The organism is Streptomyces sp. NPDC058964 (genome assembly GCF_042741275.1).
Lineage (GTDB): Bacteria > Actinomycetota > Actinomycetes > Streptomycetales > Streptomycetaceae > Streptomyces.
In genome coordinates this window covers 42,304-57,363 of the sequence record NZ_JBHYKH010000006.1, presented here as the reverse complement: position 1 = coordinate 57,363, position 15,060 = coordinate 42,304, and the positions used below count along the sequence as shown (strand labels likewise).

16 protein-coding genes and 2 pseudogenes are annotated in these 15,060 nt (G+C 71.4%); 12 read left to right on the top strand and 6 right to left on the bottom strand.

Features of this window, described 5'->3' with window-relative positions:
• Positions 1-379, bottom strand: a pseudogene (locus ACFW2E_RS01620) (alpha-L-arabinofuranosidase); the annotation flags it as partial.
• A gap of 449 nt (positions 380-828) precedes the next feature.
• Between ACFW2E_RS01620 and ACFW2E_RS01615 the strand changes: the two are divergent.
• The 3 genes from ACFW2E_RS01615 (at position 829) to dapD (ending at position 2,764) form a co-directional block, all read left to right on the top strand.
• Positions 829-1,149 carry a DMT family transporter gene (locus ACFW2E_RS01615; RefSeq protein WP_384459660.1) on the top strand — a complete coding sequence of 107 codons (321 nt, stop codon included), beginning with the start codon at positions 829-831 and terminating at the stop codon, positions 1,147-1,149.
• A complete protein-coding gene (locus ACFW2E_RS01610; RefSeq protein ID WP_384459657.1) occupies positions 1,149-1,685 on the top strand; it encodes a TetR/AcrR family transcriptional regulator in 537 nt (178 codons plus the stop codon). Before ACFW2E_RS01615 ends, ACFW2E_RS01610 begins: the two co-directional genes overlap by 1 nt.
• A gap of 89 nt (positions 1,686-1,774) precedes the next feature.
• Positions 1,775-2,764 carry a 2,3,4,5-tetrahydropyridine-2,6-dicarboxylate N-succinyltransferase gene (gene dapD, locus ACFW2E_RS01605; RefSeq protein WP_384459654.1) on the top strand — a complete coding sequence of 330 codons (990 nt, stop codon included), beginning with the start codon at positions 1,775-1,777 and terminating at the stop codon, positions 2,762-2,764.
• 203 nt (positions 2,765-2,967) lie between these two features.
• On the opposite strand, the gene ACFW2E_RS01600 is transcribed toward dapD, so the two are convergent.
• The 3 genes from ACFW2E_RS01600 to ACFW2E_RS01590 form a co-directional block, all read right to left on the bottom strand.
• Positions 2,968-3,843, bottom strand: coding sequence for a winged helix-turn-helix domain-containing protein (locus tag ACFW2E_RS01600; protein ID WP_384459651.1), 876 nt, complete (start codon positions 3,841-3,843; stop codon positions 2,968-2,970).
• A 287-nt stretch (positions 3,844-4,130) separates the two neighbouring features.
• Positions 4,131-4,448: a hypothetical protein gene (locus ACFW2E_RS01595; protein WP_384459648.1), complete on the bottom strand. Its 318-nt coding sequence runs from the start codon at positions 4,446-4,448 to the stop codon at positions 4,131-4,133.
• Positions 4,449-4,930: 482 nt separating this feature from the next.
• Complete coding sequence (locus ACFW2E_RS01590) at positions 4,931-5,434, bottom strand: hypothetical protein (protein WP_384459645.1); 504 nt, start codon at positions 5,432-5,434, stop codon at positions 4,931-4,933.
• Between the two features lie 139 nt (positions 5,435-5,573).
• Between ACFW2E_RS01590 and ACFW2E_RS01585 the strand changes: the two are divergent.
• From ACFW2E_RS01585 to ACFW2E_RS01575, 3 genes and pseudogenes are all read left to right on the top strand, one after another.
• Positions 5,574-6,130: pseudogene (locus ACFW2E_RS01585) on the top strand (SigE family RNA polymerase sigma factor).
• Complete coding sequence (locus ACFW2E_RS01580) at positions 6,127-6,774, top strand: hypothetical protein (protein ID WP_384459642.1); 648 nt, start codon at positions 6,127-6,129, stop codon at positions 6,772-6,774. The pseudogene ACFW2E_RS01585 and the gene ACFW2E_RS01580 overlap by 4 nt, the downstream one beginning before the upstream one ends.
• A 350-nt stretch (positions 6,775-7,124) precedes the next feature.
• Positions 7,125-7,358: a hypothetical protein gene (locus ACFW2E_RS01575; RefSeq protein WP_384459639.1), complete on the top strand. Its 234-nt coding sequence runs from the start codon at positions 7,125-7,127 to the stop codon at positions 7,356-7,358.
• Here the strand turns inward: ACFW2E_RS01575 and dapA are convergent, their stop codons facing one another.
• Positions 7,359-8,261 carry a 4-hydroxy-tetrahydrodipicolinate synthase gene (gene dapA / locus ACFW2E_RS01570; protein ID WP_384459636.1) on the bottom strand — a complete coding sequence of 301 codons (903 nt, stop codon included), beginning with the start codon at positions 8,259-8,261 and terminating at the stop codon, positions 7,359-7,361.
• A gap of 169 nt (positions 8,262-8,430) precedes the next feature.
• On the opposite strand from dapA, the gene ACFW2E_RS01565 reads away from it, so the two are divergent.
• From ACFW2E_RS01565 to ACFW2E_RS01545, 5 genes are all read left to right on the top strand, one after another.
• Complete coding sequence (locus ACFW2E_RS01565; RefSeq protein WP_384459633.1) at positions 8,431-8,565, top strand: hypothetical protein; 135 nt, start codon at positions 8,431-8,433, stop codon at positions 8,563-8,565.
• A complete protein-coding gene (locus tag ACFW2E_RS01560; protein WP_384459630.1) occupies positions 8,562-9,272 on the top strand; it encodes a hypothetical protein in 711 nt (236 codons plus the stop codon). The genes ACFW2E_RS01565 and ACFW2E_RS01560 overlap by 4 nt, the downstream gene beginning before the upstream one ends.
• 100 nt (positions 9,273-9,372) lie before the next feature.
• Positions 9,373-9,834, top strand: a complete 462-nt coding sequence (locus tag ACFW2E_RS01555) for a DUF3618 domain-containing protein (RefSeq protein ID WP_384459627.1) — start codon at positions 9,373-9,375, stop codon at positions 9,832-9,834.
• A 150-nt stretch (positions 9,835-9,984) separates the two neighbouring features.
• Positions 9,985-10,602, top strand: a complete 618-nt coding sequence (locus ACFW2E_RS01550; protein ID WP_384459624.1) for an ArsR/SmtB family transcription factor — start codon at positions 9,985-9,987, stop codon at positions 10,600-10,602.
• A gap of 13 nt (positions 10,603-10,615) precedes the next feature.
• On the top strand, positions 10,616-11,353 hold the full coding sequence (locus ACFW2E_RS01545) for an SRPBCC domain-containing protein (RefSeq protein WP_384459621.1): 738 nt from the start codon (positions 10,616-10,618) through the stop codon (positions 11,351-11,353).
• A gap of 9 nt (positions 11,354-11,362) precedes the next feature.
• Here ACFW2E_RS01545 and ACFW2E_RS01540 read toward each other — a convergent pair whose 3' ends face one another.
• Positions 11,363-13,189: an endonuclease/exonuclease/phosphatase family protein gene (locus tag ACFW2E_RS01540; protein WP_384459672.1), complete on the bottom strand. Its 1,827-nt coding sequence runs from the start codon at positions 13,187-13,189 to the stop codon at positions 11,363-11,365.
• Positions 13,190-13,457: 268 nt separating this feature from the next.
• On the opposite strand from ACFW2E_RS01540, the gene ACFW2E_RS01535 reads away from it, so the two are divergent.
• Complete coding sequence (locus ACFW2E_RS01535; RefSeq protein ID WP_384459618.1) at positions 13,458-14,885, top strand: hypothetical protein; 1,428 nt, start codon at positions 13,458-13,460, stop codon at positions 14,883-14,885.
• Positions 14,886-15,060: the final 175 nt, after the last annotated feature.

The following is a 15,060-nucleotide window of genomic DNA, read 5'->3' as shown; positions in this document are numbered from 1 at the left end:
TTGGGGCGGGGGCGGCGGCGGCGGGGCGCGCGCCCCGGGCCCGCCCGCGCGGGGGCGGGCCGCACGCCTGGGTCCGGTCGGGCGCGACCGACGGCATGCCCGCCCTGCCCTTGGGCTCGGCGGTCGTACCCGACGACGGGGAGGCGAAGGAGAGCAGTCCCGGTCCGTCGTCCGTGGCCGACTCGGACGGCACCGGGGCCGCCGCGGCGTCAGGGTTCTCGTGGTTCACCACGATCGCGGCCGCACAGGCGACGATCGTGGCCATGGCCAGCCCGCCGGCCAGCCAGAGTCTTCGGGTTCCGGGGGCCCGGGAGGTGTCCGGCAGCCAGCCGGTCTCCCAAGGCTGCTTCCCGGAGGGGTGGGGGGTGGTTTCTGGCATGCGAGGTTTCCTCCAGCGGCGCCCAGGGCGGCGGCCGGGGATGTGGGGATGAGGTGATCGAGTGGTGGAACTCTAGTGGAGCCGGGGGGTTGCCGGGGCCCGTTTCGGTGAGCGATTTCTATGAAACTTGAACATGCTCGTGCGGTGCGTGCCGGGCTGTGCGGACACTCAAGCGCTGGCCGGCGTCGACTCGGATCGGTCTCCGCGCGGCCTGGTCGGGCGACCGGCCGGCCCGAGCGCGGCGCCAAGCCGAGCGCCTCGCGCCGGCCCGCGAGCGGCCGGCCGTCCGGCACCGCCGCGCGAGTCGAACCCGGCGGACGGCGGGCGGCGACGCAAGATCGCCCACCGCCCCCAACCCGAGGGGCAGTCCCCGGACTTCCGGGCGCCGCGCGCGATCCGGCCTCTCCGGGAGGGCTCCATGACGGCGCTTGTTATGTACGCTTGTACACATGGGATACCTCTTGCTCTCCGGAGCCATCGCGGCGGAGGTGGCCGCCACGACCGCGATGAAGTACAGCGGCGGTTTCACCCGGTTGTGGCCCTCGCTGCTGACCGCCCTCGGCTACGTGGTCTCCTTCGCCCTGCTCGCCCAGACCCTGAAGTCCGTCTCGATCGGCACCGCGTACGCGATCTGGGCCGGCGTCGGCACGGCGACCATCGCGGTGATCGGCCTGACGCTGTTCGGCGAGGGCCTGAGCGCGACCAAGGTCGCCGGAATCCTGCTGATCGTCGCGGGCGTGGTCGTCCTCAACCTGGGCGGGGCGCACTGATGCCCCGGCGCTACGACCCCGAGCGGCGGCAGCGGATCATCGACGCGGCGATCCGGGTCGTCGGGGCGAAGGGCATCGCCGGGCTGAGCCACCGTTCCGTCGCCGCAGAGGCGGACGTTCCGCTGGGTTCCACGACGTACCACTTCGCGACCCTCGACGAGCTGATGGTCGCCGCCCTGCGTCAGGCGAACGAGGGCTTCGCCAAGGCGCTCGCCGCAAGCCCCGTGCTGGAGGACCCCGGGAGCGATCTGGCGGCGGGCCTCGCGCGCGTCCTGGGAGAGTGGCTGGGCGGCGACCGCACGGGCGTAGAGCTGGAGTACGAGCTGTATCTGGCGGCTCTGCGGCGCCCCGCCCTGCGGCCGGTCGCCGCGGAGTGGACCGAGGAGACGGCGCAGCGGCTGGCCGCCCGCACGGACGCGGTGACCGCACGGGCGCTGCTCGCCCTGATGGACGGGATCTGTCTGCAGGTGCTGCTGACGGGGGCGGACTACGACGAGGGGTTCGCCCGCGAGGTGCTGGCACGGGTGGTTCCGTGACCGGCTCCGGGCGGACCGTGCCGACCGGCACCTGAGACGCCCTGCACACCGGTTCGCCCGCACGACCCGCCTCGCGTTAGTTTTCCCTCATGACCGACACGAACGCTCCCCGCACCACCGGCGCAGTGGCCGCCGGCCTCGCCACGATCGCCGCCGACGGCACCGTCCTCGACACCTGGTTCCCCGCCCCCGAACTCGTCGACGAGCCCGGTCCCGCCGGCACCGAGTCGCTCTCCGCCGAGAAGGCCGTGGAACTGCTCGGCGAGGGCGCGGCCAAGGCGATCGGCCCGGACGCCCGCCGCAACGTCGAGGTGGTAGCGGTCCGCACGGTCATCTCCTCCCTCGACGCCAAGCCGGTCGACGCGCACGACGTCTACCTGCGTCTGCACCTGCTCTCGCACCGGCTGGTCAAGCCGCACGGGCAGAGCCTGGAGGGCATGTTCGGCTTCCTCGCCAACGTCGCCTGGACCTCGCTCGGCCCGGTCGCCGTCGACGACATCGAGAAGGTGCGGCTGAACGCCCGCGCCGAGGGCCTGCACCTCCAGGTCACCTCGATCGACAAGTTCCCGCGCATGACGGACTACGTCGCCCCGAAGGGCGTCCGTATCGCCGACGCCGACCGGGTCCGGCTGGGCGCGCACCTCGCCGAGGGCACCACGGTCATGCACGAGGGTTTCGTGAACTTCAACGCGGGCACGCTCGGCACCTCCATGGTCGAGGGTCGTATCTCCGCGGGCGTCGTGGTCGGCGACGGCTCGGACATCGGCGGCGGCGCCTCGACGATGGGCACGCTCTCCGGCGGCGGCAACGTGATCATCTCCATCGGCGAGCGCTGCCTGGTCGGCGCCGAGGCGGGCGTGGGCATCGCGCTCGGCGACGAGTGCGTGGTCGAGGCCGGCCTGTACGTCACCGCCGGCACCCGGGTCACCATGCCCGACGGCCAGATCGTCAAGGCCCGCGAGCTCAACGGCGCCTCCAACATCCTCTTCCGCCGCAACTCGGTCTCCGGCGCGGTCGAGGCCCGCCCGAACAACGCGGTGTGGGGCGGCCTGAACGAGATCCTGCACAGCCACAACTGATCAATGGCGGCCGTGACCTGCGGCCGCCTCATCGATCAACGCTCTGACCTGCTGCTGAGCTGTCGGCAGTTGCCGGCGTTGGTCATCGTTGAGCGCCCTTCCACGGCCCGAGGACGGCCCGGGAGGGCGCTCGCGCGTTGGGGGAGAGACCCTGCTCCCCTTGCGGGGGTTCGCTTCCCGGTGGCTGGTCAGGCGCCCAGTTCTTATCCGGGTACAGCCAGCCGATCCCACACCGCGTCGAACCAAGCCTGCATGCTGTCGACGAACACCGAGCCGGGGGAGCTGGGGTCGGCGTCCTTCACATGGTGGGTCAGCGTGGCGCCCAGGCCCAGTACGTCGAGGGCCGAAACGACCTCGCCCGAATCCAGCGACATCGGCCGCTCGGTCACTACGTACATGCCGTGCAGGACTTCGACCCCATTGAGCAAATAGAGCTTGAAGGTGGGGATCAGCGGCGCATGGCGGATCTCTACCTCGACGTGGCCGACCGGCCTCTCCATCTGCAGATCCTTCAGCAGGCCGCGCAGGGAGTCCGTGTGCCGCTGCGTGATGGCATGCAGCCGCTGCCAGGGGCGGGGGTCGTCCTTGTCGTCGCTGAGCCGCGGGTAGGGAAGGGGCAGCGACTTGTCGGGCAGCAGCATGCGCAGAGCGATCCGCTGCGGCGCGATCACGCTGCCGTGGATGCGCTCGGCCTGAAGGCGAATGTGCGCGTCCAGGGATTCGGAGGTCAACGTGTAGACGTCCAGAGTGACTTCGGGCTGCTCGAACGCTTCACCGATGAGCGGCCCCAGCGTCATTCCACGCCGCATCCTGCTGGCCTTGGGTGTCGACGACTGGATACGTTGCGTCTTGACGACTCGTGACCCACGGCCCTGCCGCGACTCGATCCAGCCCTCGCTGACTAGTTCCCGCAACGCCCGCTGGACCACGTCCCGGGAGACCGCGAACTCCGCGGCCAGGTCACGCTGCGAGGGAAGGAAGGAACCTCGCGCATACGTACCGTCGGTCATCCGGGCACGGAGTTCGTCGGATACCCGTTGGAACTCCCTGCCGCCGCCGGCACTCTGATCGCGGTCCACGCCTCGAACCTACCGTTCCCAGCGCGTCGGTACACCGCTCTCAGTCCAGAGGAGGCACGGCCGAAACCGCGATGCAGTCCCCTCAACGCGATCTGCGGGGCGGGTGCAACACGCGGGTAGGCTTGACGCGCCTCAGGCCCGCCGGTTCTCCGGGCTTGGGCATGGTGGCACCAGGGTCGCGGATCCAATTGGGTGACCTGCGGGTGTCGCTCACCACGACTGTCGTGAGTAGTCGTCACCGGTCGCCACTGAGCGGCCTCGGACGGCCCAGAGAGGCCCAGCCGAGGTCACTCGTCGGCTGCCAGCCACTCATCGAGCCGGACCTTGACCTGGTGGTTGTGGGCGGCGTGCCAGATGACCTCCCCACGGACGAAGGCTCCAAGGGCCGGGAGGTCCATCCCGAGCGGCATGGCCGTGATCTCCGCCAGCGCTATGGCGTTTGGCACGCCGTCGATACGTATGAAGACCCCGAAGCGCTGGCGACCGATGACCTCGCCGGTGATCCGGGCCCCTACGGGCACAGCCGCGACGGTTGCCTCCCAGCTCTCCTGCACCAAGTCCGCTGCCGGCACTTCAGGGCCCGTAGGCCAGACGTACTCATCCATCGGTAGATCATGACGCCCTGGGACCGGCGCTCAGAAGATGCGGGCAAGCCCCCGATCGGCAGATCGGACGGCAGTCCGCCAGTTCCGCCTCGGGCTGCTCCCGCTGCTCGCGGTCAGCGTCTGCACGGCGGTTGCCTGTGGTTACCGCGGTGCCGACGTATGGGTCTGGGACTGGGCAGACGCAGTGCGCACCCCGTACGGAAAGACCCGGCGAAGTCTTACCACCATGCGGATCTGCTTCGGGATCGCGGGCGTACTCCTCCTGGCAGGAGCGTTGCGCATCCTGGTGAGCCGACCGGGGCCCGACCCAGAACCCCCTGAGATGCCAAGAGCCCGGACCGAGATCGATAAGCGTCGTCCCTGGTGCCCCGGCAGGATTCGAACCTGCGACACCCGCTTCAGGAGTCCGATCAGCGCCTGCCACAACTGAGCGAGGCTCCGTATCGAGCGCTTTCCCGTCGTCCGGCGGGAGGGCGCTCGGCTCATGCGGGGAGGCCTGCCGCGAACTCCGCCAGTGCGGTGAAGTCGGGCTCGCGCAGGCCGATGCGCGGGTTGACGTGGTGCAGCAGTGCGGGGCCGGGGTGGTGCGTCTCCACGTACGCGGTGTCGGCCGGGCTCTGCTCGTCGTCCACCCAGGCGAACGGGCGGCCCGCCGCGTGCGCCACGATCGCCTCCGTCTTCCAGTGCACCTCGTCCGGCCGCCAGGCGAGCAGGCCGGCGCCGAAGTCGACGTACGGCAGCTCGGGCAGGCCGACGACCGGTGCGATCCAGCGGTTGGCGGCGTCCATCCACGTGGTCGCCCAGCACAGGTCGTAGCCGAGGCGCAGCAGCGCGGGACCGTGTCCGGGGTTCAGCCAGAGCCGCAGCGGGCGTCCGGGGCGCAGGGCCGCCCCGATCGTCGTATAACCCTCGGGGCACCGCTCCGGCTGCGCCGCGTACGGGTTGAGCGGGCCGTCGACGTCGAGGAACAGCAAGGGGCGGCTCACCGGGACAACGTACGGCACCCGGGCGGGAAGAGCCGGGGAGTTTCTTCTCGGCGGCCAGGCACAGCGGCGGATCTCCGTAGGCGTCACAAGGGATGCAGGGCGCGGGCACAAGGCCGGCCCGAGGGATGCGAAGGTGACGATGGATGCCCATGCGCAGGAGAGTCTCCGGGAGTTCGTGGCCAACCGTTCGTCGGCGCTGCTGAAGACGGCGGTGCTGCTGACCGGCGGTGACCGCCACGCCGCCGAGGACCTGATGCAGAACGCGCTGCTCAAGGCGGCGGGCCGGGGCACCGTATCGACGAACCAGAGGCCTACGTACGGCAGATCCTCTACCGCCAGCAGATCAGCCGCTGGCGTCTGAAGTGGCGCAGGCGCGAACTCAGCGTGGCCGAACCGCCGGACAGCGGCGCGGCCCCGGACGTCTCGAGCGCCGCCGAGCTGCGCCTGGTGCTGCGCGCCGCGCTGTCCCGGCTCACCGCCCGCCAGCGCACCGTGCTGGTCCTGCGCTTCTTCGAGGACCTCCCCGAGGCCGACGTGGCCCGGATGCTGGACTGCTCCGTCGGTACCGTACGCTCCACCACCCACCGCTCCCTGGCCCGGCTGCGCACCCTCGCGCCCGAGCTGGCCGCGCTCACCCCGGACGGCGCCGAGCGGCAACTGTCCCGCGACTTCTCGCCCGTGGAGGTGAGTCCGTGAACGTCGAGGAACTCGTACGCGACACATTTCGCGAGCAGGCCGCCGGTGAGCCGCCGTCGGGAGCTGGGTTCGCCGACCGGGTGCTGGCCGCCCGAAGGCGCCGCCGTACCCGCGGGATCGTGTCCGCGGCCGCGGTCACGGCAGCCGTGGCCGCGATCGCGGTCGGGGTGCCGCCACTGGATCCGGGCCGGGGCGACGTACGGCCCGCCCGGGTGACCGGCTCGGCCGGCGTGTACGCCCATCCGGACCAGACGCCGCCGCGCGACATGATCGCCGCGGGGAGGGTGGCGCTGGCCGCGTACTACACCGAGGACCTCGAGAAGCAGTCGGACGACCAGGCCGTCGCCCTCCGCACCTACTGGCTGCTCGACCAGAGGACCGGGACGTACAAGAAGGACACCCGGTGGGGCTTCGTCGCCGTCGCCCCCGGGATGAAGACCGCCGCGGTCCTGGAGCGGAACCTGCCCACGCGGCGGATCGGACTGCTCGACCTCATCAAGGGGGAGGTCGAGCGGTGGATCCCCGTCGGGCACCGGGTCGGCGGACTGGCGTACTCGCGAGACGGGCGCAGGCCCGTCGCGACGACGTATGCCAAGAACCCCGACGTGCGTCACAAGGTGAAGGTGATGAACTCCAAGGGCTAGGACGTGGAGGTGTGGATGCCGGCGTACCGCTCGTCGAGCCGCACCGGCCTCTCCGTCGTCGACACGACCACGGGCCGGGTCTCCTGGAGCAGTGGTCTCGTCCGACAACTCCGTCCCCAGCCGCGACGACTTCGTCTTCTCCCGCGACGGCGGGCTGGTGTACTCGACGTGCACCGGAGACATGGACGGAATGCGGCAGTTCTACGACCTCGCGGGCAACAAGGTCGCCGCGCCCGCGAACGAGAGGTATCTGCGGGCCGACGTCGCTGCGCGGCTGTCCCCGAACGGCCGGCTCGCCGCCGTCGGCCTGACGAAGGAGGTCGCGCCCGGCAAGTCGTACTCCTCGATCCGTGACCCCCCGTACGGGCAAGGAGATCACCAGGGTCCGCGGAGCCGAACTGTTCGCCTGGGCCGACGACAGGCGGCTCATCGCCTGGGAGCGGGCCACGGGTCTCGACGAGGCGTACCGCCCCCGGCTGGTGCTGGTCACGATCGGCAGCGACAAGACCGTACCGCTCAGTGGGGTACGTGACCCAGCCCCTTGGGACGAGAAGAACTGGACGCCCGTGCTGGCCGAGCGCTGATCACACCGCCACGAACTCCTCGTACACCGCCCGCAGCCCGTCGGTCGCCTCCCGGCCGGCGGGCCGCAGCGGTGCGCGCACCGGGCCCGCCGGCAGACCGAGCGTGTTCAGGAGCGCCTTGGCGGTGACCGTGCCCGGCAGGCCGCCGTCCGTCACCGCCCCGATGAGCGGGGTGGCCCGCTGCTGCAGGCGGGCGGCCCGGCCCGTGTCGCCCGCCTCGAACGTCTCCAGGATCTCGGCGATGTGGCGCGGTACGACGTTGGCGACCGTGCTGACGCAGCCCGCGCCGCCCACCGCGTAGAGGGCCAGGACGTGCTCGTCGCAGCCCGCGTAGTACGCCAACTCCGTGCGCGCCAGCACCTTCTGGGTGCCGAGGAGGTCGTAGGAGCAGTCCTTGACCGCCACGATCCGCGGATGGTCCGCGAGCCGGATCATCGTCTCCGGCTCGATACGCGTGCCGGTGCGGCCCGGGATGTCGTACAGCATCACGGGCAGGCCGCTCGCGTCGGCGACCTCGCGGAAGTGCGCCTGAAGCGCGTCCTGCGGCGGCCTGCTGTAGTACGGCGTCACCACCAGCACCCCGTCGGCGCCCGACTTCTCGGCCGCGAGGGCCAGTTCGACGGTGTGCCGGGTGTAGAAGGTCCCGACGCCCGCGACGATCGAGGCACGGTCGCCGACGGCCTCCCGGACGGCCCGGATCAGCTCCGCCTTCTCGGCGTCCGTCGTGGTCGGCGACTCACCCGTCGTGCCGTTGAGCACGAGCCCGTCGCAGCCCTCGGCCACCAGCCGGTCGGCCAGCTTCCGGGCGCCGTCGAGGTCGAGCGCGCCCGTCTCGGTGAAGGGCGTGATCATCGCGCAGAGCGTGCGCCCGAAGGGAGGGGTGGTTTCGCCGGGATTCGTCATGGGAGTAGTCTCGGCACGGCCATGGTGAAGCTCCACTTAATTCTTCTAAGAGATATTGATAAGCGTTGCTGCGGAGTTGAGATGCGGTGCACAGGCCCTGTGTCCAACTCGGCCACTCATGGGCCACTATGGGCCGGACGGTCACCGACGGCATGTCATGGGAGGCGCCATGAAGCTCGGCAAGGCACTGGCCACCGGAATCGCGGAAGAGCGGCCGCTCGTCCACGAGGAAGAGCTCGAACTCCCCGCAGAGGTCCGTGAACCCGCGGCCTCCGCTGCCGAAGAGGTCCCGGCCGCCCGATGAGGCTGCGGCTCCCCGCGGAACGCCCGACGGAGCCGCCGACCGGATACAAGATCGCCCACCCGGTGCTGTCCCAGGACGGCACCCGGGCCGGATTCACCGGTGTGTCACTGGGCGGCGCGCTGCCGTACGGAGTCGTGGACGACGCGTCCTGCGTCTACGGCCGGCGGCACCGGCCGCCCGCCCGGCTGTGCGACTGCGGCTTCCACTGCGTGCACGACCGCGCGGTGGCCGAAGCGCTGCTGTGCACCACGGAGCACCGGGCGGCCGTGCTGCTCCGGGTCTCCGTACTCGGCGCCTACATCCGCTTCGAGCGCGGTTTCCGCTACGCCCGGCAGAGGGTGCTTACGGCCACGGTCGGCCCGTGCGCGTGCGGCGCGAGCGCGACCGCGCTCGCCGACGCGGGCTGGGGCAGGCCCGGCTGGCGCGCGCTGACCGCCGCCTGCGCGGTCTGTGTGCGTGCCCGTACGTCCCTCTCGCCGGCCGCCTTCGCCCGGCTGGCGGGGGAGGGTCTGCGCGTGGTGGTGGACGGCGGGCCGAGTGCGCTCGCCGCCGGCCCGGAGCCGCCCGAGGGGCTAGGTGTGCCCGAACTCGTCGCGGAGGCAGCCCTGTTGCAGGCCCGCCTCGACTGGTTCCAGACCCAGCTGGCCCGGCTCGGCGAGCGCGGTGAAGGAGGGGGAGGAGGAAGGGGCCAGGGCGGTCGGGGCTAGCGCAGGCCGCTCGGGGTACCCGGATGTTCCGGAACGGAGACGCTGCCCGCGCGGGCAGCGGCAGGGCCGACGTCGAGGACATCAGGGAAAGGGCGCACCGATGACGGACAGGACCCCGCACGGCCGGGGCGTGAAGGGCCCCGAGGGACTGCGCGAGCAGATCGAGGAGACCGGGAGCCGACTCGGCGGCACCGTCGAGGAGTTGGCGGCGAAGGCGGACCTCAGGGAGCGCGCCCGCGCACGGGCCGCCGACCTGAAGGACAAGGCCGGCGCGATGACCGTGCAACTGCGCGGCAGCGCCGCCCAGGCCGGCCACGCGATGCAGGACAAGGCGGCCCACGGGGGACCCGCGGTGCCGGCCGGGGCGCGCCGGGAGGGGCCGGTCGCTCAGGAGCGTGCCGCCCACGCGGAACGTGCCGTCGAGCGGCGCGCTCCGCTCCCGGTGCGCACCGCTCTCGGGTTCGCCCTGCGGCATCCGCGGCCGGTGCTGTTCGCCGGGGCCGCGGGTGCGGCGATCGTCTGGACGGGCATCCGCCGGCGCAGGCGCCACGACCGTCACTGAGCCGCCCGCACCGGCCGCATCACAGCGCCGGCGCAGCACCAGGACCGCGGTACCACAGCGCAGCCGGGGGCCTCGCCCCGTTCACGCCACCGTCTCACCGAAAACTCTGCTCGTCTGGACAGAAAAAGTTTTCGGTGAGACGGTGGACGCATGCTGGACGTGACCGTGATCGAGGACCCCGAGGCCGCAGCCGTCTCCCTGGACCCCACAAGGGCCAGACTGCTCGCCGAGCTGGCCGCCGAGCCGGCGTCGGCCGCGATGCTGGCCGGCAAGGTGGGCCTGCCCAGGCAGAAGGTGAACTACCACCTCAAGGCGCTGGAGCGGCACGGCCTGGTCGAGCTGGCCGGAGAGCGCCGCAAGGGCAATGTCACCGAGCGGCTGATGCGCGCGACCGCCGCGTCGTACGTCATCTCACCGCTCGCGCTCGCCTCCGTGCAGCCGGACCCGGACCGCTTCCGCGACCAGCTCTCCGCGCGCTGGCTGCTGGCGCTCGGCGCCCGCCTGGTGCGGGACGTCGGGACGCTGATCACCGGCGCGACGAAGGCCCGCAAGCGGCTGGCCACGTACGCGCTGGACGGCGAGGTCCGTTTCGCCTCCGCCGTCGACCGCGCCGCCTTCGTCCAGGAGCTGACGGCGGGCGTGAGCGCCCTGATCCGGAAGTACGACGCCCCCGACGCGGAGGGCGGCCGGGACCACCGGATCGTCGTCGCCGTCCACCCCACGGTCAAGGACCAGCCCGCCCCCGAACTGGACGCCCCGTCCCCGTAAGCAGGAGCCCGCCATGTCCAAGGAATTCGAGATCGTCCGTGAGTTCGAGGTCGACGCCCCGCCGGAGAAGGTGTGGGAGGCCATCACCACCGGTACCGGTGGCTACCTGTGGCCGATGGACCCGCCCGAGCCCCGGGAGGGCGGCCGGGGGCCCTTCGGCTCCACCGTCACCGCCTGGGACCCGCCCCACCGCTACACCAACCGCAGCGAGGACGTCGGCTTCCCGACCCAGTCCGTGAACCAGCTCGACTACACGATCGAGCCCCGGGAGGAGGGCCGCCGCGCCTGGGTGCGCTACGTCCACAGCGGCGTCTTCACCGACGACTGGAACAACCAGTACGACGGCGCGAGCAAGCACACCAACTTCTATCTGCACACCCTGTGCGAGTACGTGACGCACTTCGCGCCGCGCCCGGTCACCTTCGCCCAGCTGAACGGACCCGGGGCGTCGCAGACCCCGCGGGCACTGGCCGCCGTCGCCCGCGCGCTCGGCCTGGCGGACGACACGGCGGCGGGCACGAAGGTCAGCGCCCGGGGGCCCGGCGGGCGGATCCTGGACGCGGTGGTCGACTACCGCAACCCGTACTTCATCGGACTGCGCACCGACGACGCCCTCATCCGCTTCTTCGGGCGGGGCCACTGGGGCGCCCCGCTCGGCATCAGCGTCCACGACTTCGCGCCGGACGCCGACGCCGCGGCGAACGAGAGCGCCTGGCAGGACTGGCTGAACGGGGTGTTCAGCCAGTCCTGAGCACCCGGACTACGGGCGGAACCGCAGCACCTGCGGGTCGTGGTCGCTGATCTGGTCGTTGAACTCCGAGTTGATGTGCACGGAGTCGTAGTCGAGGTCGCAGCCGCGCCGGATGGTCGGGCTGACCAGGATCTGGTCCAGGACCTGCTGGTTGCCCTGGTAGTCGTAGGTGTAACGCTCGCTCTTCGGCAGCGACTTGATCGCCGACCACAGCGCGCCGTCGCCCTCGAGGATCTCGGCGGTGCCGGAGAAGTCGAAGTCGTTCATGTCGCCGAGCGCGATGACGTCGGCGTTCTTCTGGACGTCCAGGATGCTCTTGACGAACGCGTTGACCAGCGTCGCCTGGGCGTGCCGCTGGACCTCCGAGCTGCGCACCGGGGGCTGGTACTGCGAGGTCAGCCCCTGGTCGCCGCCCTTGGAGTTGAGGTGGTTGGCGATCACGAAGACGGTCTTGCCACGGAAGACGAACTCGCCGGCCAGCGGCTTGCGGCTGGACTTCCAGGCGTCGTCCGCCGGGGCGACCCGGCCGGGAGAGGCCGTCAGCTGTGCCTTGCCGTGCACCTTGGTGACGCCGACCGCGGTGGTGGAGTCGCCGCCCGCGCGGTCGGTGAAGGACACCCGCTCCGGGTTGAACAGGAACACCTGGCGGATGTTGCCGCCGGGCTCGCCGCCGTCCTGGTCGTTGACCGGGTCGATGGAGCGCCAGTCGTACTTCGGGCCGCCGGCCGCGACGATCGCGTCGATCAGCTTGTTGACGGTCGCGCTCGCGTCGACCGTGCCGTCGTCCTTGGCGCCGTCGTTGTCCTGGATCTCCTCCAGGGACACGATGTCCGGCGACTGCAGGTTGTTCACGATCGCGGAGGCGTGCTTGTCGAAGGTGGCGTCCGACGGGTCGAGGTTCTCGACGTTGTAGGTGGCCACGGCCAGCTCGCCGCGCGACTGCTTGCGGGTCGTCTCCCGCTGCAGGCCTGCACTCTTCAGCGTGCCGAGCTTGCTCGCGACCAGGGTGTAACCGCCGAACTGGTTGAAGTCCAGCGGGCCCGTGGTGGTGCCCTCGATGGTGTCGCCGACGTTCGCCTTCGGGAAGTCGACGGTCGAGCCCAGCGACTGGATCTGCAGGCGGCCGGTGTTCTGGGAGTCGTAGGAGCCGTAGAGCGTGCCGCCGCGGTGGGTGCGGTGCTCGCGCGGCTTCACCGTCACCCACAGCTCGCTGTACGGGTCGGTGGCGGTGACCACACGGGTGTCGGCGACCTGGACGTTCATGCCCTCCAGGGACTCGTAGTAGTCCAGGGCGTACTTCGACGGGTCCAGGGCCAGCGCGTTGACCGAGCCGCTCGCCGCGGTGTCGCCCGCGGGGGTGTACTCGGCCGGGACCGACTTGGCGTCGATCACCGTGGCGGCCGGGACCGCGCTGCCCGTGGACACGGTGGTGATCGCCGGCTTGGTGATCTCGGTGAGCGACTGGTTGCCGGACGAGGCACCGCCGGGCACGTACTCGGAGACCGTGCCGGTGACCGTCACGGAGTCGCCGACGACGACCTTCGGCGTGGAGCTGGTGAAGACGAACACGCCCTCGCTGGTGGCCGGGTTGTCGTCCGGGGTGGCGTCCTGCATCCAGAAGCCCTTGGAGGAGCCGTAGGCGCGGGTGGCCGTGACGATGCCCGGCACGTCCGTCACCTTCTGGCCGGCGTACGGGGATATGCGGGTGGTGCCCTGGATGTCATGGATGCGCACCGAGTCCGCTTGCGCGGGGGAGGTGAGTGCGACGGTGGACGCCGCGGAACAGACGGCGGCGACGGTGAGCGCGGCGAGACGCGCGGAAGACCTGCTCGGCAAGGAAATCCCTCCGGGGGCGAACATGAGCGCCGGGACGAGGATGGACATGGAGCGTGCATGACATGCGGCGGCGAGTGTGACACGCGTAGAAAAACAGTGAACAGTTGTCCCCCGACTTCTACGCGCGTCAATCTCCTGCCTGATCAAGGCAGTTGTCAAGGTTTCGGCCATGTACGGCGGCCGACGGCGAGATGAACCGGGCGGCATGGGTGGAAATCCGTCTAGGCTGAGCGGCTGAGTCCATTTATGGCCCGAGGAGAAACAGCCGATGTCAGACAGCTCCCCCCTGCCGCCCGTCCGGCTGCACTCCGAAGCGGAGCTGGCGCGCGATGCGCTGTCCACGCCGGTGCTCTCCCGGGCCGCCCGGATCGCCCGCTGGGCCGGGCCCGGAACCAGGGTGGACGCCGGGGGCAGCCTGGTCGAGGAACAGCTGCCTGCCGCGGCCGGAGAACTGGGGCTGACCGGCGACGACGCCGCCGCGTACGCGGCCGAGGCATGGCGGGTCGCCATCGACACCGGTCTGGTGGAGATCGTCGACGAGGAGGCCGGCACCGTGGCGGCGGGGCAGGAGCTGGCGCTGCTCACCGGCGGCTCACCGCACGACGTGCTCGCCGTGTGGCTCGCCGCCCTGGAGGCCGTCGTCGCCGACGCGAGCGTGCCCGATCTGGACGGACTTGTCGACGCGCTGGACGAGGGCGGCGAGGTCGATTTCGCGTCACTCGGCTGGGACCCCGAGGCCGAGGCGGAGTTCCTCGACGGCGTCCTCGGAAACCTCTACCTGCTGACCGCCGGGGAGGAGGTTCCCGGCGGCGCCGCGGTACCGCTGCCCGCCCTGGCCGCGTCCATGATCGTGCCCAGTGACATGAGCGAGCCCACCAACGACGTCCTGGAACAGGTCTCCGACGCGATGATGCGCCTCGACGACCAGTTCCGGACGCTGGAGCCGGTCGGACTCGTGGAGTACCAGCCGGTCGACGAGGCGCTCATGGCCGACGCCGACGAGGAGCCGTCGGCGCCCGTCGACGAGACCGACGTCTCCCGCTACGGCATGGTCCGGCTCACCCCGCTCGGCGTGTACGGGCTGCGCGCCCGGCTGCTGGAGGCCGGGTTCGAGGCACCCGCGGTCGGCGAACTCGCCGACAAGGGCGCCGACGCGCTCCTCGACGGCACCTCCGTCTTCCCGCCCGCGGCCGCCCAGGCCGAGACCGAGCAGTGGCTGACGCGCCGCGAACCCCTCGCCGCCGCCCGGGAGCTGCTCGCCGCCGCGCGCGGGGGCGATGCGGGGGCACCGCTGCGCCGGCTCCGCTGCCAGCAGGCGCTGTCCCTCGTCGGCACCGAGGCGGAACCCGCGCTGCGGGAGGTGCTCGACGACCCCGAACTGGGCGGGCTGGCGCGGGTCTGGCTGAGCGAGCGGGGCGCCTCCGGCGTACCGGCGCCGTCGCAGGAGCTGGTGTTCTGGCTGACCATCGACACGGTCGCCGCACAGCTCCAGGCCGAGGGCAACTCCGAGGAGCTGCAGGCCCTGGTGGAGGGCCTGGCCCAGCAGCACGGCGGGTTCTTCGCGGCGGCCTGGCGTGTGGAGCACCCGGCCACGGCGGACGTGCTGGAGGCGATGGGGCGCCTGCACCCGGACAAGAGGGTCGCGAAGGAGGCCCGGAAGGCCGCCTTCAAGGCCCGCTCCCAGCAGGGGAACTGAGCCCCGGCGGCGGCCGGAGGCGATCCGGACGGGGACGACACCGACCGGTTCTGCGGGCACGGGTGATTTTTGGGCCCCGTGGGATGGTGCATACGGATTCATGGAATCGGGCCCGTCGGGGTCGCCCGGCGTTCAACTCCCGTTCAGGGAGCAGCGGGACCGTTTCGCGGACCGG